Origin of the sequence: Trabulsiella guamensis ATCC 49490 (genome assembly GCF_000734965.1) — a bacterium.
Classification (GTDB): Bacteria; Pseudomonadota; Gammaproteobacteria; order Enterobacterales; family Enterobacteriaceae; genus Trabulsiella; species Trabulsiella guamensis.
The window spans coordinates 1-22,064 of sequence record NZ_JMTB01000025.1; the positions used below are offsets into that span (position 1 = coordinate 1).

21 protein-coding genes and 1 other RNA gene are annotated in these 22,064 nt (G+C 52.3%); 13 read left to right on the forward strand and 9 right to left on the reverse strand.

Translation table 11 applies throughout. From position 1 onward, the window contains the following. Nucleotides 1-176 precede the first annotated feature (176 nt). Together rprA and ydiK are read right to left on the reverse strand one after the other, a co-directional pair. Nucleotides 177-285, reverse strand: an RNA gene (rprA, locus tag GTGU_RS24235) — antisense sRNA RprA. 183 nt (nucleotides 286-468) lie between these two features. After that, a complete protein-coding gene (gene ydiK, locus GTGU_RS02110) occupies nucleotides 469-1,596 on the reverse strand; it encodes an AI-2E family transporter YdiK (protein ID WP_038153902.1) in 1,128 nt (375 codons plus the stop codon). A 164-nt stretch (nucleotides 1,597-1,760) separates the two neighbouring features. Here ydiK and ydiJ point away from each other — a divergent pair, with 164 nt between their 5' ends. Both ydiJ and menI read left to right on the forward strand, forming a co-directional pair. Continuing rightward, a complete protein-coding gene (gene ydiJ, locus GTGU_RS02115; protein WP_038153904.1) occupies nucleotides 1,761-4,817 on the forward strand; it encodes a D-2-hydroxyglutarate dehydrogenase YdiJ in 3,057 nt (1,018 codons plus the stop codon). Next, nucleotides 4,814-5,224 (forward strand): 1,4-dihydroxy-2-naphthoyl-CoA hydrolase, encoded by a 411-nt coding sequence (menI, locus tag GTGU_RS02120; protein ID WP_038153905.1) that lies wholly within the window; start codon nucleotides 4,814-4,816, stop codon nucleotides 5,222-5,224. Before ydiJ ends, menI begins: the two co-directional genes overlap by 4 nt. A 37-nt stretch (nucleotides 5,225-5,261) precedes the next feature. On the opposite strand, the gene GTGU_RS02125 is transcribed toward menI, so the two are convergent. From GTGU_RS02125 to yedE, 3 genes are all read right to left on the reverse strand, one after another. Continuing rightward, a complete protein-coding gene (locus GTGU_RS02125) occupies nucleotides 5,262-5,450 on the reverse strand; it encodes a YegP family protein (protein ID WP_038153907.1) in 189 nt (62 codons plus the stop codon). 89 nt (nucleotides 5,451-5,539) lie between these two features. Further along, nucleotides 5,540-5,773, reverse strand: a complete 234-nt coding sequence (gene yedF / locus GTGU_RS02130; protein WP_038153908.1) for a sulfurtransferase-like selenium metabolism protein YedF — start codon at nucleotides 5,771-5,773, stop codon at nucleotides 5,540-5,542. Next, nucleotides 5,770-6,981 (reverse strand): selenium metabolism membrane protein YedE/FdhT, encoded by a 1,212-nt coding sequence (gene yedE, locus GTGU_RS02135; RefSeq protein ID WP_038153909.1) that lies wholly within the window; start codon nucleotides 6,979-6,981, stop codon nucleotides 5,770-5,772. Before yedE ends, yedF begins: the two co-directional genes overlap by 4 nt. Before the next feature lie 264 nt (nucleotides 6,982-7,245). On the opposite strand from yedE, the gene GTGU_RS02140 reads away from it, so the two are divergent. The 3 genes from GTGU_RS02140 to GTGU_RS02150 all read left to right on the forward strand — a co-directional run bounded on the left by GTGU_RS02140 (nucleotide 7,246) and on the right by GTGU_RS02150 (nucleotide 12,003). Then, nucleotides 7,246-7,494 carry a GlsB/YeaQ/YmgE family stress response membrane protein gene (locus tag GTGU_RS02140; protein ID WP_038153910.1) on the forward strand — a complete coding sequence of 83 codons (249 nt, stop codon included), beginning with the start codon at nucleotides 7,246-7,248 and terminating at the stop codon, nucleotides 7,492-7,494. Between the two features lie 251 nt (nucleotides 7,495-7,745). Beyond that, nucleotides 7,746-10,760, forward strand: a complete 3,015-nt coding sequence (locus GTGU_RS23925; protein WP_051857279.1) for an autotransporter outer membrane beta-barrel domain-containing protein — start codon at nucleotides 7,746-7,748, stop codon at nucleotides 10,758-10,760. 55 nt (nucleotides 10,761-10,815) lie between these two features. After that, nucleotides 10,816-12,003, forward strand: coding sequence for a tetratricopeptide repeat protein (locus tag GTGU_RS02150; RefSeq protein ID WP_051857280.1), 1,188 nt, complete (start codon nucleotides 10,816-10,818; stop codon nucleotides 12,001-12,003). A gap of 43 nt (nucleotides 12,004-12,046) precedes the next feature. Here the strand turns inward: GTGU_RS02150 and GTGU_RS02155 are convergent, their stop codons facing one another. Then, nucleotides 12,047-12,511: a DUF6367 family protein gene (locus GTGU_RS02155; RefSeq protein ID WP_156964011.1), complete on the reverse strand. Its 465-nt coding sequence runs from the start codon at nucleotides 12,509-12,511 to the stop codon at nucleotides 12,047-12,049. Between the two features lie 434 nt (nucleotides 12,512-12,945). On the opposite strand from GTGU_RS02155, the gene sufA reads away from it, so the two are divergent. The 7 genes from sufA (at nucleotide 12,946) to ldtE (ending at nucleotide 19,570) form a co-directional block, all read left to right on the forward strand. Further along, a complete protein-coding gene (sufA, locus tag GTGU_RS02160) occupies nucleotides 12,946-13,323 on the forward strand; it encodes a Fe-S cluster assembly scaffold SufA (RefSeq protein ID WP_038153915.1) in 378 nt (125 codons plus the stop codon). A gap of 2 nt (nucleotides 13,324-13,325) precedes the next feature. Next, a complete protein-coding gene (gene sufB / locus GTGU_RS02165; protein ID WP_038153918.1) occupies nucleotides 13,326-14,813 on the forward strand; it encodes a Fe-S cluster assembly protein SufB in 1,488 nt (495 codons plus the stop codon). Nucleotides 14,814-14,829: 16 nt separating this feature from the next. Continuing rightward, nucleotides 14,830-15,576, forward strand: coding sequence for a Fe-S cluster assembly ATPase SufC (gene sufC / locus GTGU_RS02170; RefSeq protein ID WP_038153919.1), 747 nt, complete (start codon nucleotides 14,830-14,832; stop codon nucleotides 15,574-15,576). Continuing rightward, nucleotides 15,551-16,822, forward strand: a complete 1,272-nt coding sequence (gene sufD, locus GTGU_RS02175) for a Fe-S cluster assembly protein SufD (protein WP_038153922.1) — start codon at nucleotides 15,551-15,553, stop codon at nucleotides 16,820-16,822. The genes sufC and sufD overlap by 26 nt, the downstream gene beginning before the upstream one ends. Then, a complete protein-coding gene (sufS, locus tag GTGU_RS02180) occupies nucleotides 16,819-18,039 on the forward strand; it encodes a cysteine desulfurase SufS (protein WP_038153923.1) in 1,221 nt (406 codons plus the stop codon). The genes sufD and sufS overlap by 4 nt, the downstream gene beginning before the upstream one ends. A 12-nt stretch (nucleotides 18,040-18,051) precedes the next feature. Further along, nucleotides 18,052-18,468 carry a cysteine desulfuration protein SufE gene (gene sufE / locus GTGU_RS02185; protein WP_038153925.1) on the forward strand — a complete coding sequence of 139 codons (417 nt, stop codon included), beginning with the start codon at nucleotides 18,052-18,054 and terminating at the stop codon, nucleotides 18,466-18,468. A gap of 97 nt (nucleotides 18,469-18,565) precedes the next feature. Then, complete coding sequence (gene ldtE / locus GTGU_RS02190) at nucleotides 18,566-19,570, forward strand: L,D-transpeptidase LdtE (protein ID WP_038153926.1); 1,005 nt, start codon at nucleotides 18,566-18,568, stop codon at nucleotides 19,568-19,570. 67 nt (nucleotides 19,571-19,637) lie between these two features. Here ldtE and lpp read toward each other — a convergent pair whose 3' ends face one another. From lpp to ynhH, 3 genes are all read right to left on the reverse strand, one after another. Further along, complete coding sequence (lpp, locus tag GTGU_RS02195) at nucleotides 19,638-19,874, reverse strand: murein lipoprotein Lpp (RefSeq protein ID WP_010430241.1); 237 nt, start codon at nucleotides 19,872-19,874, stop codon at nucleotides 19,638-19,640. Between the two features lie 310 nt (nucleotides 19,875-20,184). Next, complete coding sequence (gene pykF, locus GTGU_RS02200; protein ID WP_038153929.1) at nucleotides 20,185-21,597, reverse strand: pyruvate kinase PykF; 1,413 nt, start codon at nucleotides 21,595-21,597, stop codon at nucleotides 20,185-20,187. A 7-nt stretch (nucleotides 21,598-21,604) separates the two neighbouring features. Continuing rightward, entirely contained in the window at nucleotides 21,605-21,817 is a 213-nt protein-coding gene (gene ynhH, locus GTGU_RS26975; RefSeq protein ID WP_425427394.1) for a protein YnhH, read from the reverse strand. On the opposite strand from ynhH, the gene GTGU_RS02205 reads away from it, so the two are divergent. Then, on the forward strand, nucleotides 21,743-22,054 hold the full coding sequence (locus tag GTGU_RS02205) for a hypothetical protein (RefSeq protein ID WP_156964013.1): 312 nt from the start codon (nucleotides 21,743-21,745) through the stop codon (nucleotides 22,052-22,054). The two genes, ynhH and GTGU_RS02205, sit on opposite strands and share 75 nt — an antisense overlap. Nucleotides 22,055-22,064 lie beyond the last annotated feature (10 nt).

Genomic DNA, 22,064 nt, shown 5'->3' on the forward strand with positions numbered 1-22,064 from the left:
CAATGACATACCGGCGTCCCTGAACTATTCATGGTATCAGTGCGGGAGGTTGATTCATTGATAACATGAATAAAAACAATGGGTTATTAAGTGTCGGGCATGCTGACATGTGAAACCGTCATAGACTGTGAGAAATATCACAAAAAGAGGAGTTTGATTTCGGCAGGTCTGCAACGATTAAAAAAAGCCCATCGTGGGAGATGGGCAAAGACTACACACAGCAATTCGTTGTTTCACTCAGGGGATTTCCATGATTTATAAATCAAGATGTTGATTTATAACCGTGCCCTAATAGTAGGCGCAGGGGATTTTTGCGTCGATCAGATTCGTCTCAATAGTTAAAGAGAGGTAAATAATTTGCGAGATAAATACTGGCGGCAGAGATGGTAACAAGCCAGTGCGGGATTGGAAATGCAATAAATGATTAACAAAATTTATCAATAAGGCGGGTTTCCCCGCCTTGAACAGTTATTGTTTTGCTACCTGCTCGCTGTCGTCTTCGATCTCTTCCAGCTCAGCAAGCACCTGATCGGGGTTATCAGGCGGTGGCGGAACTTCATGAACCCAGGCATCGTACAGACGCCACGAGACCGCAAGCAGCACCGGGCCAATAAACAAACCGATCATTCCGAATGCGACCAGCCCGCCGATAACGCCGGAGAGGATTAAAATCATTGGCAGGTCGGCGCCCATACGAATCAACACCGGGCGAATGACGTTATCCATCGTTCCGACCACACAACTCCAGACCAGCAGTACAGTGCCCCAGGTGGTATCGCCGCTCCAGTATAACCAGATAATCGACGGGATCAGGACCGGCAATGGCCCGAGCTGTACCAGACAGGTGAAGACCATCACCACGGTCAACAGTGTCGCGTAGGGGACGCCTGAAATCGCCAGCCCGAATCCGCCGAGAACTGCCTGCACCAGCGCAGTCACCACCACACCCAGCGCGACGGCACGGATGGCCTGACCTGCCAGCAGAACGGCGGCATCACCCCGGCGTCCGGCGAGACGCGTAGCAAAATAACGAATGCCGTAGGCCACTTTTTCGCCCCGCCAGTAGAGCAGAGCGCTAAAGAGCAGCATCAGGCCGCAGTGCAGCAGGAAGCGTCCGATGTGCGCCGCCTGGCCGACAAACCAGGTGGTGGTCGCCCCGATATAGGGGCGAACTTTCGCCATAATCGCCGTACCGCCCATATCCAGCAGGCTATGCCAGGCGCCGTAAAGCTTCGCACCAACAAAAGGAATGCTGTTCAGCCAGGCGAAATCCGGCAAGGTGAAACTGCCGGTGGTGATGTCATGGATCAGCGGACCGCTGCCATCCACCAGGCTGTTGACCAGTAGCGCAACCGGAATGACAAACAGCAAAAACAGCAGCAGAGTCATCACCAGTACCGCCAGCGAACGGCGGCCAAAAAGGAGGCGTTGCAGACGAAGCAGCACCGGCCAGGTGGCGATAACAATAGTCCCCGCCCAGGCAAAGCCAAGTATAAACGGCTGGATTATCCATAAACAGGCAGTAATGATGAGAGCCAGGAACAGCACGGACAACAGTATTTGCGGAATGTCTTTTGGCTGACGAAGACTTACCATAGATGTTTTTCCCTTAAACAATCGTGTCTGACTGATAATAATATCAACAAATTTGAGCACATAATTCTGATGGGCGCATAAGAAAAAATGTGATACAACGATAAATGCGCAACGCAACCGATTAATTACTCACAACACAACATTATCAGGCAGGGTCAAGCGTAATGATCCCACAGATTTCCCAGGCGCCAGGTGTCGTTCAACTGGTGCTGACTTTTTTGCAGGTACTGGAACAGCAAGGTTTCACCGGCGACACCGCCACCGGCTATGCCGACCGACTAACGATGTCCACCGATAACAGCATCTATCAGTTGTTGCCGGATGCCGTGGTATTTCCCCGTTCTACTGCCGATGTCGCGTTGCTGGCGCGTCTGGCCGCTGAAGAACGGTTTTCGTCGCTGATATTTACTCCGCGTGGCGGCGGCACTGGCACCAACGGGCAGGCGCTTAATCAGGGTATTATCATCGACTTGTCCCGCTACATGAATCGCATCATTGAAATCAACCCGGGAGAGGGTTGGGTGCGGGTGGAAGCAGGTGTCATCAAAGATCAGTTGAATCAGTTCCTCAAACCCTACGGCTATTTTTTTGCCCCTGAACTCTCCACCAGCAACCGCGCCACGCTTGGCGGGATGATCAACACCGACGCGTCGGGCCAGGGGTCACTGGTCTATGGTAAAACGTCGGATCACGTGCTCGGCGTCAGGGCAGTGTTAATGGGCGGCGACATCCTCGATACGCAGCCAGTGCCGGTGCAACTGGCAGAAACACTGGCGAAAGAGCAGTCGGCGATTGGCCGAATTTATCGCACTGTTTATCAGCGCTGCCGCGACAATCGCCAGTTAATTATCGACAAATTCCCTAAACTGAACCGATTTCTGACCGGTTACGACCTTCGCCATGTCTTTAACGATGACATGACTGAGTTCGATTTGACCCGCGTACTGACCGGTTCTGAAGGCACACTGGCGTTTATTACCGAGGCGCGGTTGGATATCACTCGCCTGCCAAAGGTGCGGCGGCTGGTGAACGTTAAATACGACTCGTTTGATTCCGCGCTCCGCAATGCGCCGTTCATGGTAGAAGCCAACGCCCTGTCGGTAGAAACGGTAGATTCAAAGGTACTGGATCTGGCGCGGGAAGATATCGTCTGGCACTCCGTCAGTGAATTAATCACTGACGTGGCGGATAAAGTGATGCTGGGTCTGAACATCGTTGAATTCGCGGGTGACGACCCGCAGTTGATTGACAATCAGGTTCAGACGCTGTGCCAGCGCCTTGATGCACTGATGGCGCAAAACACTGGTGGCGTCATTGGCTGGCAGGTATGTGAAGAACTTGCGGGTATTGAACGCATCTATGCGATGCGCAAGAAAGCGGTGGGGTTGCTGGGAAATGCGAAAGGGGCGGCGAAACCCATACCTTTTGCCGAAGATACCTGCGTGCCGCCTGAACATCTCGCTGACTACATCACCGAGTTCCGCGCACTGCTGGACAGTCACGGCCTGAGCTACGGCATGTTTGGTCATGTCGATGCCGGTGTGTTGCACGTGCGCCCGGCGCTGGATATGTGCGATCCGCAACAGGAGATCCTGATGAAGCAGATCTCCGATGAAGTGGTGGCGCTGACAGCAAAATATGGTGGCCTGTTATGGGGCGAGCACGGCAAAGGTTTCCGTGCAGAATACAGCCCGGCATTTTTTGGTGACGAACTGTATGGCGAGCTGCGTAAGGTTAAGGCGGCTTTTGATCCGGCCAACCGGCTTAACCCCGGCAAGATTTGCCCGCCTGAAGGTATCGACGCGCCAATGATGAAAGTCGATGCGGTGAAGCGCGGCACGTATGATCGGCAAATCCCGGGCGTCGTGCGTACCGCATGGCGTGGCGCGATGGAGTGTAACGGTAACGGATTATGCTTTAACTTCGACGTCAGAAGCCCGATGTGCCCGTCAATGAAAATCACCAGCAACCGCATTCACTCACCGAAAGGGCGCGCTACACTGGTGCGCGAATGGTTGCGCCTGCTGGCCGACAGAGGCGTTGATCCGCTGAAGCTGGAAAAAGAGTTGCCGGAAAAACGTGCCAGTCTGCGAACGCTCATCGAACGTACGCGTAACAGCTGGCATGCGCGTAAAGGCGAATATGATTTCTCCCACGAGGTGAAAGAGGCTATGTCAGGCTGCCTGGCCTGTAAAGCCTGCACCACCCAGTGCCCGATCAAAATCGATGTCCCGGAGTTCCGTTCGCGTTTCCTGCAACTTTATCACTCCCGTTATTTGCGTCCGGTGCGCGATCACCTGGTTGCTACCGTGGAAAGCTATGCGCCGCTGATGGCGCGTGCGCCTAAAACGTTTAACTTCTTTATTAACCAGCCCCTGGTGCGCCGGTTGTCGGAGAAGCATATCGGGATGATTGATTTGCCGCTGCTCTCTGCGCCGTCGCTGCAGCAGCGGCTGGTTGGCCATCGCTCGGCGAATATGACGCTGGAACAGCTTGAAGCCCTGAGTGCTGAGCAAAAAGCAAAAACGGTGCTGGTGGTTCAGGATCCGTTTACCAGCTATTACGATGCACAAGTCGTGGCGGATTTTGTCCGGCTGGTAGAGAAAGTGGGTTATCAGCCCGTCCTGCTGCCGTTCTCACCCAACGGTAAAGCGCAACATATCAAAGGGTTCCTCAACCGCTTTGCGAAAACCGCAAAGAAAACCTCAGATTTCCTGAGCCGCATCGCGCAGCTTGGCATGCCGATGGTGGGGGTCGATCCGGCGCTGGTGCTCTGCTACCGCGATGAATACAAACAGGTGCTGGGTGTACAACGGGGCGATTTCCACGTCTTACTGGTGCATGAGTGGCTGCCGCTGGCGCTGGAACATGTCGCGGCACGCGATGTCAGCGGTGAACCGTGGTATCTCTTTGGGCACTGCACGGAGGTTACGGCGCTGCCTGCGGCACCACAGCAGTGGGCCGCGCTGTTCGCGCGTCTCGGCGCCAAACTGGAAAACATCAATGTGGGTTGCTGTGGGATGGCCGGTACCTATGGTCATGAAGTCAAAAACCACGCAAATTCACTGGGGATCTACGCCCTCTCCTGGCAGCCGGCTATGCAGACATTGCCGAAAAATCGCTGTCTGGCAACGGGATATTCATGCCGGAGTCAGGTGAAACGTATTGAAGGGAATGGTGTTCGCCATCCGCTACAGGCCTTACTGGAGATCCTTGGATGATCTGGAGACGCACCGCGACGCTTGAAGACCTTAACGCCATGGGGCAAAACAACATGGTGGGGTTGTTGGATATTCAGTTTGATCGCTTTACGGACACCACCATCGAAGCGACGATGCCGGTGGACCATCGCACGCATCAACCGTTTGGTCTGCTTCATGGCGGCGCGTCCGTGGTGCTGGCGGAAACACTGGGCTCGGTGGCAGGCTATTTATGTACTGAAGGTGATCAAAAAGTGGTCGGGCTTGAGGTCAACGCCAACCATATCCGCTCCGTGCGTAGCGGTCGTGTTCGTGGCGTCTGTTCTGCGCTTCATGCGGGCAGCCGTCATCAGGTGTGGCAGATTGAAATTTTTGATGAGCAGGGAAGGTTGTGTTGCTCATCACGGCTGACGACGGCGGTTGTCTGAAAGAACCCCTCTCCCGTAACAGGGAGAGGGGTTCCTGCTATACGGTCTCGTCCTTTATCGTGGTGGTCGGACCGTTTTTCTGTACTGACGCAATTCCTTTCTTCGCAGCGTCTTTCGAAGAGTACATCTCGCTGACAGCAATAGTTTCGTGGTTGTCTGCTTTCAACTGAAAATAGTACGGTTGTGAAACGTTTTTATCCGATTTCTTAATGACGTAATAGCCCATCTAAATCTCCTTATTCATCCATAATGGACACTTATTATTTACGCCAGATTTATTGAACCATCAAGCCGAACATATAATTCTGTGATGGACTATTTCTGAATCAAATAACGGATGGTTGGCCCGTCCTGCTGGATATCCAGAACGGTGTAACCATGATTCTTCGCGTCGAGTGGAATATTGTTAATCGACTGCGGGCAATCGCTGACCACTTCAAGGATTTCCCCTTTCCGCAGTTGTGGCATCGCTTCAAGCGTAGCGACTGCCGGATACGGACACGGCTCGCCGACCATATCCAGGCGATAATCAGGAACGATAGTTTTCATGCAGCCTCCTTCGCGGCAACCGACGCGCCACGAGCGCGACGGAAAAAGTGTTTCTCCCAGCCGATCATCAGCATTAATGCGATAAACAGCAGCGCATAAGTAACGAGCAAACCGCCGAGGGGACCAAAGGTATTGAGCAGGTTGACCTTGTCCCAACTGGTGGCGAGAGACGGGGATAAATCATCCCAGTAATACGCGAGCAGAGTCGAGCCAATAACGTTACCGAGGCCCACCCACCAGTAATGCACCTGGCCTTCAACGGCACGGTACATCCAGCCGGTTTCACAGCCACCCGCCAGCACAATACCAAAGCCGAACAGCAGACCGCCCAGTACCGCGTTCGGGCCGGCCCACATAATTTTGGGCTCCACGCCGAGTTGCACGTAGCTGAAAATACCGATGGCGCTGACCGCCATCCCGAACACAATCGCTTTCGCCATATGCGTGCGTCCGGTGATCCACAGATCGCGGAATGCGGAGGTGAAGCAGATTTGCGCACGTTCAATCAGCAGCCCGAATCCGACGCCGAACAGCATCGCCAGCCCGAGTTTGGGTTGATTCATGGCGGTGAGCAACGCCCAGCCGACCATAGCGATGAACACCAGCATCCCCAGACGGAAACGACGGCGCGCCTGCTCTGGTTTTTGCGTGAGCGGCGAGGCGGCGGAAACCTTTTGCATTTTCACCGGGATACGGAACATCGGCAGCAGCGTGAAACGCGCGCCGAACCAGGAGCCGATGGCGGTGGCAATCGCAAAAAACCAGGCGTGCAGAGAGAACTGAGGAATACCGGTAAAGAACGCGGCAAGGTTACACCCCATCGCCAGACGGGCACCAAAACCCGCGATGATGCCGCCAGCGATAGCCTGCGCGATACGAATACGGCTACGCGGAAGACGTAATTTAACATTATTCGCCCACAGCGCGGCCGCGAAACAGCCGCCGAACATCCCGATAATCATCATGCCGTCGATGCGACTTAACGGCGTACCGTCGAGATGGATGAGCTTATAGTAGCCCCAGGTTTCAGTGTGAACGCCAGCCAGTTGCAACAGTTGCCCGCCCCAGCGCGTGAATTCGCCAGTGACGGCCCAGAAGGTGCCGATGATGCCAAAATAGTAAGTGGAGAGAATACCTGCAGCGATGACCGCCGGGGCAGGCGCCCAGAATTTTATCAGGTAAGCCTGTTTGAAGTGTTGCCATGTCATGAATGTAGCCTCTTGAACTCAAGAAGGTTGTAACGCCCCGTACGGGGAAGGGAGTGACGATAATACGCCAGCAAATCCGGGGCGCCAGCAAAAAATGCGCAAAATCTCGTTGTGATCAATTTGTGCGGTGGACACACTACAGGGTCTCTGTGACGAAAAAATGACTGATAATTCAGGGCGCAAAGCCCGTTAGATATTTTTGAGCGATGTGCTACGCTTTATCCCGGTAAATGAAGTCACGTACTAACTGAGGATATAAAACACATGGGTATTATTTCATGGATCATATTTGGGCTAATTGCAGGGATTCTGGCGAAGTGGATCATGCCGGGTAAAGACGGCGGCGGATTCATCGTCACGGTTATTCTCGGCATCGTTGGTGCGGTCGTCGGCGGCTGGATTAGCACACTCTTTGGTTATGGTGAAGTGGACGGGTTTAACTTCGGCAGCTTTGTTGTCGCTGTTATTGGTGCGTTGGTCGTACTGTTCATTTACAGAAAAATAAAAAGCTAAACCATAATTCCCCCCAATAATGTTACAAATGATAAGCCTGCTTTGCGGGCTTATTTTTTATAAAACGGCATTTTATTTTACCGCTGAAATATACTCTCATTAATCCGTTATATATTCTTATTAGATTTCTTTCAAATTCACATTTTTGTAGGTGTCTCTGCATTTTCAGATAAATTCTTTTGCGTTGGGCAAAACATCGCCGATACCATCATTAATAACGGAATGAAATTAACTGGTAATGAATTTATCCATTGTCAACAAAAATCAGCGGTGATAACGTTGATCTCTATATTCACCGTACCGGTTTTGCTGGCATTGAGTACACAGCATTGAGAGCGTATAACGGTGGGCAAATCTGGCTGACGAACTCGGACATTGATCTGACGACATTCAGACAATCATATTCCTATAATGACCGGGTTTTTATGGCTAAAGATGCCGGAACCCAGGTGAACATTGCCAGTTCAACGCTTTATAGTCATGCCAGTCTTGGTGAGGTCAGTAATGGCGCGTCGGCAGTTATTGACAACAGTACAGTGTCGGCGGGGCTTGGTGTGACGGTTACCGGTGCCGGATCACGTCTCGATATTATCAATGATTCTGATATTACTATTCGGGGCGATCACAGTGAACCATATCAAGCAGGAATTAGGGTGACAGGCGGCGCCACACTCAATATTGAAAACAGCCGGATTACGGTTCTGGATAATGGTTATTATTCAGGTGCGACGACGCCCCGAAATCCTGAAGCGATTGAGATAACAAATGTCTACACCCCAAATGAACTCGCAACCCGAGCAAATTTAAATAACCTCATCATTGAAACGAAAGGTTATCAGTCAAATGCCATTAATGTAACCTCAGGGAATGCTTCTGCGGCAATGAACAATCTCACGATTGTTACGCGCGGCCTTGGGGCATATGGACTCTATATTGATAATACCAATAACGTTGCGTCCACAATATCAAATTCTTCCATTGAGACATTTGGTTATTCGGGCATGGGCGCATTTGCCGTTGGTAAAACCAAGTTGACGCTGGATAACGTGGATATTACCACTCATGGATACAGATCGACCGGGCTACAGGCCTCAGTGGGGGGAACAGACTCAAATCAGCCGACAATCCTGACAGCCTCGAATATTGACATTGTCATGAGTGGGAAAGACAGCAGAGGAGTAGTGAATAATGAGGCCAGAACGTACCTGAACGATATTCGACTCACCTTGAGTGGCGATACTTCAACCGCCCTTAGTGTAGGAACTACCGGGCTTGAAACGATCGCGCGCATCGACAACCTGACCGCATTAGTTTCCGGGAATAACTCGACGGGTATGTTCCTCGGAGCAAACCCGGATATCACATTTAATAATAACAGCATAAACATGACGGGTAACAACAGCCACGGGTTGCAGGTGGGGTATCGGCTGTTAAATTCCAGCAGTGAGTTACCCGTTTTCGACAGCCGTATTGAAACCCGGGACGGTTACGCGGTTCAGAGCATCAATGCCAATCTTAATCTTGACCTAACCCGTTCAGTGCTGACAGGGCGTAGCGATGGCGAGACAGGCATAGCGGTTAGTGTCGAAGACAGCGGTTCGTTCCAGTCCGGTGTGGTGAACATCGCGGCCAGCGACAATTCGCATATTTTCGGCGATGCGGTTTCGCAATCCGCAAATGCGGCGGCGCTAAATCTCACCCTGGATACGTCATCAACGATGACTGGTCGTATTGTTCGTGGATACAGCATGGCACTGGACGATACCAGTCGCTGGAATGTGACGGGGGATTCCGATATCACTACCCTCGATAATTCCGGTACCGTGGCTTTTACCTCACCGGGGGACGAGGGTGTCTTCAGGACCATTACCGTCGGTAATTATCGTGGCGGAGGTACGCTAATCATGAATACCGCGCTGGGCGATGACAGTTCAGCGACGGACAGACTAATAGTGACTGGTGATACCGCCGGAACCACCAAATTGTATGTCAATAACTTCCATGGTACCGGCACAACAACCGTGAATGGTATAGAAGTGATAAGCGTCGGGGGACAGTCTGATGGTCTGTTTACCCTCGAAAACCGCGCCCTGGCCGGAGCATATGAATATTTCCTGCATCAGGATGATGGTGACTGGTATCTGCGCTCGGCGCTGGCTCCTGAGCCACCGACGCCAGAAGAGCCGGAATTGCCTGCAGAACCGGAAGATCCGGTGGAGGAAACACCGCAGCCGCCACAAACACCGGAACAACCGGGTGACACACCTCCAGTGGAAGCGCCTGAGACACCAGCCGTACCAACACCTGAACCGACGCCGGCGCCAGTGCAGAAACCGCAAATTTATCGCCCGGAGGCCGGGGCCTATCTTGCCAACATGGCAGCGGCAAATCGTCTGTTCAGCCACAGTCTCAAAGATCGTGAAGGTCGGGCACAAGATTCCAGCATGTGGTTGCGCCAACTGGCGTTTCGCAGTGAATCGCATGATGGTAGCGGTCAGTTGCAAATGCGCGGCAACAGCTATGTCATTCAGGGTGGCGGTGAACTGTGGAACGGACAGTTCAGCGAACAGGATCGTCTTGGAGTAGGCATCATGGCCGGTTATGGCTATAGCCGAGGGAACACGCACTCTGCAAAAACACACTACGATGCGAAAAACAGCGTTCACGGCTACAGCACCGGCGCTTATGCCACCTGGTATCAGAATGCAGAGTCCGGAAACGGACTATATGTCGACAGTTGGCTGCAATACAGTTGGCTCCGCGCGTCGGTAAATGGCGAAGGGCTGGTGGGTGAAAGTTATAACATCAGCGGCCTGAGCGGCTCACTGGAGAGCGGTTACCGTCAACCATTGAGACAGAATATCAATGGAGCGCTTTTCATCACTCCGCAAGCGCAGGTTATCTGGAGTGGCATCAAAGCTGACCGGCATGAGGAAGTGAACGGCACTCAGGTCGACGGCAGCGGCAGTGTACAAACGCGCCTTGGCCTGAATCTGTCTTATGATGCGCTGAATGCGCAAACAAACGGTAAGCAGTTCACCGTTTACAGCGAAGTCAACTGGTTGCACAACACCCATGTTGTCGACGTCGCGCTGGATAATGTCAGGGTAGAGCAGGCAGGAAGCCGTAACGTGGGCGAAGTGAAGCTGGGGCTTGAGGGGCAACCGACCGACGCATTTACAATCTGGACAAACCTCGCGCAGCGGGTGGGAACGGAAAGTTACAGAGACACCTCAACCAATGTCGGTATCAAATACCGTTTTTGAGGCGATAATGGCTCATTACAGCGTAACAAAACGCACAGGGAATTAAGGGAATTCAATGAAAAGAAACATGACGTCATGGCTGTTTTTGCCGCTTATGTTGCTGTCTGGCTATGGCCTGGCCAGCACGACTCAGGTTGAGATTCTGAGCGCTGTGGTGAAAGACGCAAAAATTCCGGATGCGCAGGTTACGTTGCAACGAAACGGCGAAAGTGCGGTTCGGGCGGCAACGAACGCCCAGGGGCAGGCGACGCTGGAGAGTGCGTTCCCCGATACCAGCGACACGCTGCTGATCGTCAAGAAAAGCGGCTTCTCGAATCTGGTGGTGAAATGCCCCTGCAATGGCATGTCTTATGCGTTAAGTCCGGTACTCACCGGGCTGGACAGCATGCGCGTGGTATTAACATGGGGAGCGCAGCCTGACGATTTAGACTCTCACATCATTTATCAGGGCAACCATATCTATTACGAGCAGAAAGAAGGGGATAACGGTAATCTTGACGTTGATGATACGGACAGTTACGGCCCCGAGACTATCACCCTGACGGCACGGCAACAGGGGCAGTCGTATGTGTACGCTATTCATGACTTCACCGACCGTGAAAGTCCGAACAGCTCACGTTTATCAGAGAGCCAGGCGAAAGTGTTTGTCTATGTCGGTGAATCGCTGGTGCGGACCTATTATGTCCCGCAGCAGAAGATCGGAAATCTGTGGACGGTATTCAAAATCACCCCGTCAGGCGATTTTGTTGATATCAACCAGATTGAAGGCGTGAATATGGAGTCTGCGCGTATTGGGTCACACCTCTCTCCCGCTCTGGCCGATGCCTGGACTACCTCGCACAATGCCGGTTGGACGCAACAGGATATCAGCGTGTCGCGCAATCTGAACCTGCAAGGGGAGGCAGCCTATCAGCGAAATGACTACGATCAGGCGATCAGTCTGTTCACCTCAGCGGTCAATGCGTGGGCGGATAACGGTAAAGCGTATGGCAACCTGGGGCTGGTATACCAGAAAGCCGGTCGTACGGCGGAAGCGCTGTGGGCCAACCGTAAGGCGCTGGCATTAGCCAGTGGCGCTGGGGCGCCAACGGTCCGTGCGGGTGCAAACTATAACATCGGCAAAATTTACGAAACAGCGGGTGATTTTCAGCAGGCGCTGACCTATAACCAGGCCGCCCGTCAGGAAAAAGCCAGTACGGTTTACGACAACGCGATTGCCCGTGTGCAGGCGCGGATTCACTAAAACGCCTGATAAGCCCCATGCAGAAATGCAGGGGCTTTTTTATTTACAGATTAGAAAAGTCGACAGTGATACGCGGAGCATCATCCGGAGACAGCAGTATTTCAATGATAACCTCAAGGAGGAGTAAATTAAGGAGTCGACGGTGAGGTGAGCGCGTATACAGAGGGCGGGTTAACAGGTCGAAATTCAGCGCCGGGTCCGTTTTTAGCATCCTGGCCGCAAGATCCTTTGCCGCGTTGAGATGCTTAAAGTTGTCATTGAAATTTACTTTGCCTTGTCTTGAGTCTTCCACATTCCACGAAACGCCTATGCCTCTGTTTTTCCGCCATATATGAATAAGCCGCTGTGTTCGGGCCCCTTGTTTCGCTTTATCAATTCGATAGAACAACCCCGTCTGATTGTCTTGTAAGGACAAGGACTGCAATACATCATCAGGAATAGATGGTAAGGTGATTACAGCCTTCTTAATGTAGTCCTCTTCATTAAACTGAAATTCATTCTCAGTCATCACGGTTTCCCTTTGTTGGATTGATTTAGCAGTTATCGGCAACAAAATCTGTAACATTACAAAGAGAATGAGAGTTCCGTTAGATTTTTTGCAAGTGCCAGTAAACTCGCATTACGCACAGCATGTCTGAGTCGTTCTCTTTTTTAACATCTTGTTTTAAAAAGTAACTTTGTGAATTTGTGCCATTTACGCTGGCTATTCTATAAATAGGCATTACCTATACATCTTTTGCAGATGACCTGTCTTAGTAATAAACCTCATCAAATCCATTAATTATCAATGCATTAAACAAAATCTCCCTTGCCTGATAAGCCATGCAACAGGGTCTATGCTTAATAAATGCACGAAAGTCCCTGTGGAACAAGGGTTGAAGTGAGAATCGTTATCACTACCATAAGATTATACGCAGGCGACTGACAAAATGAGGGGGATCTATGGATGTGCATTCAGGAACCTTTGACCCAAACGACGTGAGCTGGCAGGGGCTGACCTTAACCCCCGCGGCGGCAGCGCATATTCGTGAACTGGTGAACAGGCAGCCCGATATGCAGGGGCTGCGGTTGGGCGTCAAGCAGACCGGGTGTGCGGGATTTGGCTATGTACTTGATACCGTCACGCAACCGGAGCAAGAGGATCTGCTTTTTGAAACGGACGGCGCAAAACTTTATGTCTCGCGAAAGGCGATGCCGTTCATTGATGGCACTGTCGTGGATTATGTCCGCGATGGTTTAAATCAAATCTTCAAGTTTCATAACCCAAAAGCGCAGCATGAATGCGGCTGCGGCGAAAGTTTTGGGGTCCAGGCGGAGTAATTATGTCTCGTAATACTGAAGCAACTGACGATGTTAAAACCTGGACGGGGGGGCAGCTCAACTATAAAGAGGGCTTCTTCACTCTGCTCCAGACTGATGAACTGGCGAAAGGCATCAGTGAAGAGGTGGTGCGTGCTATCTCCGCCCGCCGTAATGAACCCGAATGGATGCTTGAGTTTCGCCTGAACGCGTTTCGTGCCTGGCAGGAAATGGAAGAGCCGCACTGGCTGAAAGCGCATTACAATCCGCTCAATTATCAGGATTACAGCTACTATTCCGCACCGTCCTGCGGTAATTGCGATGATAACTGCGCCTCGCAACCTGGTGCCGTCCAGCAGACGGGTTCCAGCGCGTTCCTGACCCAGGAAGTAGAAGAGGCGTTTAACCAGCTCGGGGTGCCGGTTCGTGAAGGCAAAGAGGTGGCAGTAGATGCCATTTTTGACTCCGTATCGGTTGCCACCACGTATCGAGAGAAACTGTCAGAGCAGGGGATCATATTCTGTTCATTTGGTGAAGCAATCCACGACCATCCGGAACTGGTAAAAAAATACCTCGGTACCGTGGTACCCGGCAACGACAACTTTTTTGCCGCGCTGAATGCGGCAGTGGCCTCCGACGGCACGTTTATTTATGTGCCGAAAGGCGTGCGCTGCCCGATGGAGCTCTCTACCTATTTCCGCATTAATGCGGAAAAAACCGGGCAGTTTGAACGTACGATCTTAATTGCCGATGAAGGCAGCTACGTCAGTTACATCGAAGGCTGTTCGGCGCCGGTACGCGACAGCTACCAGTTACACGCTGCCGTAGTGGAAGTGATCATTCATAAAGATGCCGAAGTGAAATACTCGACGGTGCAGAACTGGTTCCCGGGTGATAACAATACCGGCGGGATCCTCAACTTCGTCACCAAGCGTGCGTTGTGCGAAGGCGACAACAGTAAAATGTCGTGGACGCAGTCTGAAACGGGCTCGGCGATTACCTGGAAATACCCGAGCTGTATCTTGCGTGGCGACAATTCCATTGGTGAGTTCTTTTCTGTGGCGCTGACCAGTGGCCATCAGCAGGCCGACACCGGCACCAAAATGATCCACATCGGCAAGAACACCAAATCGACCATCATTTCGAAGGGGATCTCCGCCGGGCACAGCCAGAACAGCTATCGCGGGCTGGTCAAAATCATGCCGACCGCCACCAACGCGCGTAACTACACCCAGTGCGATTCTATGCTGATCGGCCCTGACAGCGGCGCGCATACCTTCCCGTACGTCGAGTGCCGTAACAACAGCGCGCAACTGGAGCATGAAGCGACCACCTCGCGCATCGGTGAAGATCAGCTGTTTTACTGCCTGCAACGCGGGATCTCTGAAGACGATGCCATCTCGATGATCGTGAATGGTTTCTGTAAAGATGTCTTCTCGGAATTGCCGCTGGAATTTGCCGTCGAAGCACAGAAATTACTGGCGATTAGCCTTGAACACAGCGTCGGCTAAGCACAAAGGAAGAGACATGTTAAGCATCAACGATTTACAGGTTACGGTTGAAGATAAAGAAATTCTGCGCGGATTAAGCCTTGAGGTACGCCCGGGTGAAGTGCACGCCATCATGGGGCCAAACGGTTCAGGGAAAAGTACGCTCTCCGCCACGCTCGCCGGACGCGAAGATTATGAAGTGACGGGCGGCACCGTGAATTTTAAAGGAAAAGATCTGCTCGAATTGTCGCCGGAAGATCGCGCGGGTGAGGGTATCTTCATGGCCTTCCAGTATCCGGTGGAAATTCCTGGCGTCAGCAACCAGTTTTTCCTGCAAACCGCGCTCAATGCCGTTCGTCGCTATCGTGGCCAGGAAGAGCTTGACCGCTTTGATTTTCAGGATCTGATGGAAGAGAAGATCAAACTGCTGAAGATGCCCGAAGACTTGCTGACCCGCTCGGTTAATGTCGGGTTCTCTGGCGGCGAAAAAAAGCGTAACGACATTCTGCAAATGGCGGTACTGGAGCCTAAACTATGCATTCTTGATGAATCTGACTCCGGGCTGGATATTGATGCGCTAAAAATTGTCGCCGACGGGGTTAACGCCTTGCGGGATGGTAAACGCGCATTTGTTATTGTGACGCACTATCAGCGTATCCTGGATTACATCAAACCGGATTACGTCCACGTGTTGTATCAGGGCCGCATCGTTAAATCCGGCGACTTCACTCTGGTAAAACAACTGGAGGAGCAGGGCTATGGCTGGCTTACAGAACAACAGTAACGCGTTGCAACAATGGCATCATCTTTTTGAAGCCGAAGGTGGCGCGCGCTCGCCGCAGGCGCAGCAGCATTTACAACAGATGCTGCGTCTCGGGCTGCCGACACGCAAACATGAGGACTGGAAATACACACCGCTGGATGGTCTGCTGAACAGCCAGTTTGTGACAAAAACCGCCCGGGTTGACGCCGCAACGCGTGATGCACTGGCGCTGAGAGTAGACGCGTTTCGCCTGGTGTTTGTTGACGGGCGTTTCGATGCGCAACTGAGCGACGATCTTACCGACAGCGGTTTTGCTGTTACTGTTAATGATGAGCGTCAGACGCTACCGGCTACGATTCAGCCGGAAATCTTTCTGCACCTGACGGAAAGCCTGGCAGTGACCGTCACGCACATCCGGGTGGCGCGAAACCAGCGTCCGGCAAAACCTTTGCTGTTGATGCACCTCACCCAGGGGCTGGACGGTGAAGGGATGAATACGGCGCATTATCGCCACAATCTCGAACTGGCGGAAGGGGCGGAAGCGACGGTGATTGAGCACTTTGCAAGCCTTGACAATCACCGGCATTTCACCGGGTCGCGCCTGACGATGCAGGTGGCAGCTAATGCGCAACTGCAGCACATCAAACTGGCGTTTGAAAATCCGCTCAGCTACCACTTCGCCCACAACGACATCGCCCTCGGTCAGGACGCAGCTGCCTGGAGCAACAGTTTCCTGCTGGGTAGTGTGGTATTGCGCCATAACACCAGCACTCAACTCAATGGCGAAAACACCACGCTGCGAATGAATAGCCTGGCGATGCCGGTGAAGTCAGAAGTGTGCGATACCCGGACGTGGCTTGAACATAACAAAGGCTACTGTAACAGTCGTCAGTTGCATAAAACCATTGTCAGCGATAAAGGGCGCGCGGTGTTTAACGGTCTGATTAACGTCGCACAGCATGCGATGAAAACTGACGGTCAGATGACCAACAACAATCTGCTGCTCGGACGGCTGGCGGAAGTGGACACCAAACCACAGCTGGAAATCTACGCTGATGACGTGAAATGTAGCCACGGCGCCACGGTAGGGCGGATTGATGATGAACAACTGTTTTACCTGCGTTCGCGTGGGATCAATCAGCAGGCGGCACAGCAGATGATCATCTACGCGTTTGCGGCGGAACTAACCGAAACGCTGCGCGATGAGTCGCTGAAACAACAGGTGCTGGCACGCATTGGTCAGCGCTTGCCGGGAGGTGAAGCATGACATTTTCCGTTGAACGGGTACGGGCCGATTTTCCGGTGTTGTCCCGTGAGGTGAACGGACAACCGCTGGCGTATCTCGACAGTGCTGCCAGCGCGCAGAAACCAGAACGGGTGATTGCCGCCGAGGCGGAGTTTTACCGCCATGGTTATGCAGCGGTGCATCGTGGGATCCACACTCTCAGCGCCGAAGCGACGACGCGTATGGAGCAGGTCCGCCAGCAGGCGGCAACCTTCATTCATGCCCGTTCCGCCGAAGAACTGGTGTTTGTTCGCGGCACCACGGAAGGTATCAACCTGGTGGCCAACAGCTGGGGCACCCGCAACGTCGCTGTTGGCGATAACATCGTGATCAGCCAGATGGAGCATCACGCGAATATCGTGCCATGGCAGATGCTTTGCACGCGCACTGGCGCGGAACTGCGGGTGATCCCGTTGAACGACGACGGCACGCTGAAACTGGATGTGCTGCCATCGTTGCTGGACGATCGCACCCGCTTGTTGGCTATCACTCAGGTTTCCAATGTGTTGGGTACAGAAAACCCGGTGCAGGAAATGGCCACGCTGGCGCATCAACATGGCGCGAAAGTGCTGGTGGATGGCGCCCAGGCGGTTATGCACCATGCCGTTGATGTGCAGGCGCTGGGCTGCGACTTTTACGTCTTCTCCGGTCACAAGCTGTATGGCCCGACCGGTATTGGTATTCTCTACGCCAGAGAAGAGATTTTACAGGCGATGCCGCCGTGGGAAGGGGGCGGTTCGATGATCGCCACCGTCAGCCTGACGGAAGGCACGACCTGGGCAAAAGCCCCGTGGCGTTTCGAGGCGGGTACACCGAATACCGGCGGTATCATTGGTTTCGGCGCAGCGCTTGATTATATCAACGAACTGGGGCTGGAACAGATCGCTGATTATGAGCAAATGCTGATGCACTACGCATTAACGGAACTGGCGAAGGTGCCGGATCTCACTCTGTATGGCCCCGCCGACCGCCGGGGGGTGATCGCGTTCAATCTTGGCAAACATCACGCCTATGATGTCGGTAGTTTTCTCGATAACTATGGTATTGCCGTACGGACAGGGCATCACTGCGCCATGCCATTGATGAGCTTTTACCAGGTTCCCGCCATGTGCCGGGCGTCGCTGGCGATGTACAACACGCATGAAGAGGTGGATCGTCTGGTGGCAGGACTGCAGCGTATTCATCGTTTATTAGGCTGACAGGGAGGAATAATGGCAGCATTACCGGACAGAGATAAACTCCTGCGAAATTTTTCGCGCTGTGCGAACTGGGAAGAAAAATACCTCTACATTATTGAACTGGGGCAGCGTCTGCCGGCGCTCAGCGCTGCGGATCACAACCCACAGAATATCATTCAGGGGTGCCAGAGCCAGGTATGGATCGTAATGACCCGCGACGACAACGGGGTTATCAGTTTACAGGGCGACAGCGACGCGGCAATTGTCAAAGGGCTCATCGCGATTGTCTTCATTCTGTACCAGCAAATGACTGCACAGGATATCGTCGCGTTTGACGTCCGGCCGTGGTTTGAAAAAATGGCATTGACCCAACACCTTACGCCATCCCGCTCGCAAGGACTTGAGGCGATGATCCGGGCTATTCGCACGAAAGCCGGCGATTGCAGCTAAACTAAATCATACCTATTATCCTGTTTTATGAGGTCGTTTTTTTATCCTCATGGGTCATTTTTTCGCTGACCCTTACACGTGACTACAGGAAAAAAGTATGAAGCGCGCGTTTTTACTTACACTTATTCTGACTGGCGTTCTGGGCGCCATACAGACTGCTCGTGCGTTGGATTATCCGCTACCGCCACAGGGCAGTCGTCTCATCGGGCAAAACCAGACTTATACGGTGCAGGAGGGCGACCGTAATTTACAGGCTATCGCCAGGCGTTTTGATACCGCCGCGATGCTGATTCTGGAAGCAAATCACACTATTGCGCCGGTACCGAAAGCCGGCACGCTTATCACCATTCCAACACAACTGCTGCTGCCGGATGTCCCGCGTGAGGGCATTGTGGTCAATCTGGCGGAGTTGCGTCTCTACTACTTCCCACCGGGTGAAAACAAGGTTCAGGTCTATCCCATTGGCATTGGTTTGCAGGGGCTGGAAACACCGGTCATGGAGACCCGAGTCGGGCAGAAAATCCCCAATCCGACCTGGACACCCACGGTGGGTATCCGCAAGCGTTCTCTTGAGCGGGGCATTACGTTGCCGCCGGTTGTGCCTGCCGGGCCAAATAACCCCCTGGGACGCTTTGCATTGCGTTTGGCCTATGGACACGGTGAATACCTCATTCATGGCACTAACGCGCCTGACAGCGTCGGTCTGCGCGTCAGCTCGGGGTGTATCCGTATGAATGCGCCGGATATTCAGGCGTTGTTTGCCCGCGTGAAGAGCGGTACGCCAGTTAAGATCATCAACGAGCCGGTCAAATACAGCACAGAGCCGAATGGCGAGCGTTATGTGGAAGTGCATCGACCGCTGTCGCAAGAAGAGGAACAAAACGTGCAGACGATGCCGTACGTGCTGCCTGCCGGGTTTACGTCATTTCGTGAGGACAAGGCGGTGAACAACGATACGGTACAACAAGCGCTGTATCGTCGCGCAGGGTACCCGATTAAGGTTACCTCAGGGCAGACGCCTGTTGCGGCAAAAACGTCAGCGGTGGAATCGGCTCAGAACGGTTCGCCGGTAAATGATGAGGCGTCAGGCATGACGCAATAATCAGGAAGGGATACGAAGGGCAAAAAAAATGGCGCACAATGTGCGCCATTCTATTACACAGGCACTATTACTTACGGTATTTAGTAGCCTGGTTGTCCAGACGCTGGTTAGCGCGCGCTGCGTCATCTTTAGCAGCCTGAACGTCGGAACGGATTGCGTTCACGTCGTTGCTCAGCTGGTCAACTTTAGCGTTCAGAGTCTGAACGTCAGAAGACAGCTGATCGATTTTAGCATTGCTGGAGCAACCAGCCAGCAGAGTAGAACCCAGGATTACCGCGCCCAGTACCAGTTTAGTACGATTCATTATTAATACCCTCTAGATTGAGTTAATCTCCATGTAGCGTTACAAGTATTACACAAACTTTTTTATGTTGAGAATATTTTTTTTATGGGAATGCACTTATTTTTGATCGTTCGCTCAAAGAAGCATCGACTTTGCGATAAGCACTAAAAAAACCGTGTCAAAACAGGCGCGTTCCATCGGATTCGTCTTAGATAATCTTATCTTAAATAGTAAAATCCGATTTGATTTTTTATTGAATGTGGCTATCGAAGGGAATAAAAAAAGCGCTCCGGGGAGCGCTTTTTAAACGAATTAATTCGTCTGTGAATTATTACAGTACGTGAACAGAGGCAGTATTGGTTGTGCCGCTCGGTACCAGTGCACCAGAAACCATAACCACCACGTCGCCTTTCTGTGCCAGACCACTCTGCAGCGCCACTTCTTTGCCCAGACGATAGAAATCGTCCGTGGAAGAAATTTCTTTGACCAGCTGCGCGGTCACGCCTTTGCTCAGTACCAGCTGGCGGGCAGTCACTTCGTTGGTGGTCAGCGCGAGGATGGTTGCATCCGGGAAGTATTTACGTACTGCGCGCGCAGATTTACCGCCCTGAGTGGCGACCACGATCAGCGGCGCTTCCAGTTTTTCAGCAGTTTCAACGGCACCGCGGCAAACCGCTTCGGTAATGCGCAGTTTACGGCTGTCGTGGTTGAAGTCGAGACGGCTGGTCATCACGCGATCAGTACGCTCGCAGATGGTCGCCATGATGCTGACCGCTTCCAGCGGGTATTTCCCTTTCGCAGATTCACCCGACAGCATCACAGCATCGGTACCATCAAGGATGGCGTTTGCCACGTCGCCAGCTTCAGCGCGGGTCGGACGCGGGTTTTTGATCATGGAATCCAGCATCTGGGTAGCGGTGATGACCACTTTACGTGCACGGATACATTTTTCGATCATCATTTTCTGCGCGAAGATCACTTCTTCAACCGGGATTTCAACACCCAGGTCACCACGCGCAACCATGATACCGTCAGACGCTTCGAGGATTTCGTCGAAGTTATTCAGGCCTTCCTGGTTTTCAATTTTAGAGATGATCTGGATGTTTTCGCCGCCATGCGCTTTCAGGTGCTCACGAATTTCGACAACGTCAGAACGTTTACGGATAAAGGAGGCGGCGACAAAATCAACGCCTTGCTCGCAGCCAAAAATCAGATCCTGCTTATCTTTCTCCGCCAGTGCCGGCAGGGCAATGGAGACGCCTGGCAGGTTAACGCCTTTGTTCTCGCCCAGATCGCCGTTGTTCAGCACTTTACAGACAACTTTGTTGCCATCGATGGCGGTCACTTCCATACCGATCAGACCATCGTCGACCAGTACGGTATTGCCAACTTTCAGATCGCTGGTGAGACCTTCATAGGTCACCGCCACGATTTCGCTGTTACCGACAACAGAGCGGTCAGTCGTGAAGGTGAAGGTCTGGCCGGCTTTCAGAGAAACGTCATTACCGCCTTCCAGTTTAATGGTACGGATTTCCGGACCTTTGGTGTCCAGCAGAATCGCCGCTTTTTTACCGGTTTTGCTCATCACGTTGCGCAGATTCTGGATGCGCTGACCGTGTTCAGCATAGTCACCGTGAGAGAAGTTCAGACGCATAACGTTCATGCCGGCGTCCAGCATTTTGGTCAACATCTCTTCGGATTCGGTTTTCGGACCGATGGTGCAAACAATTTTGGTCTTTTTCATGACAGTCTTAGTCTTTAAGTTGAGAAGAATGGGGAAATCTCGCTCTCCGGGCGCACTGCCAGGGAGACAAACCTGTATTACGAAAATTGTAATGCCACGCTGTAAGGATAGGTGACATCAAAAAAGCGTGCTGAGGAAAGTGTGCTTGTGTTTTAGCCCGATGCCGGAGGCTTTTATTTATTTGTTGATGCAGGCTGTCCAAGTTGCTGAAACCTTTCAATCAAGAAACGGCGGGCATTATACGATGTTACGAAGCAAAAGAAAAATGAAAACGGCGTTTCAAAAGGGCGCAAAAAAAAGTTTTGCTGAAAAAATGAATAAACCCCACTTTCTGTCAGTTATGCAACAAAATCCGAGAAAAAACAGCGCTGAAAGCCGTGACAGGCGCGATCTTTCCAGCAATAAATATTGCATAGATGCCGGGATAAATGTATTTTTATGCAAACAACATGCATAAAAAGGGGTTG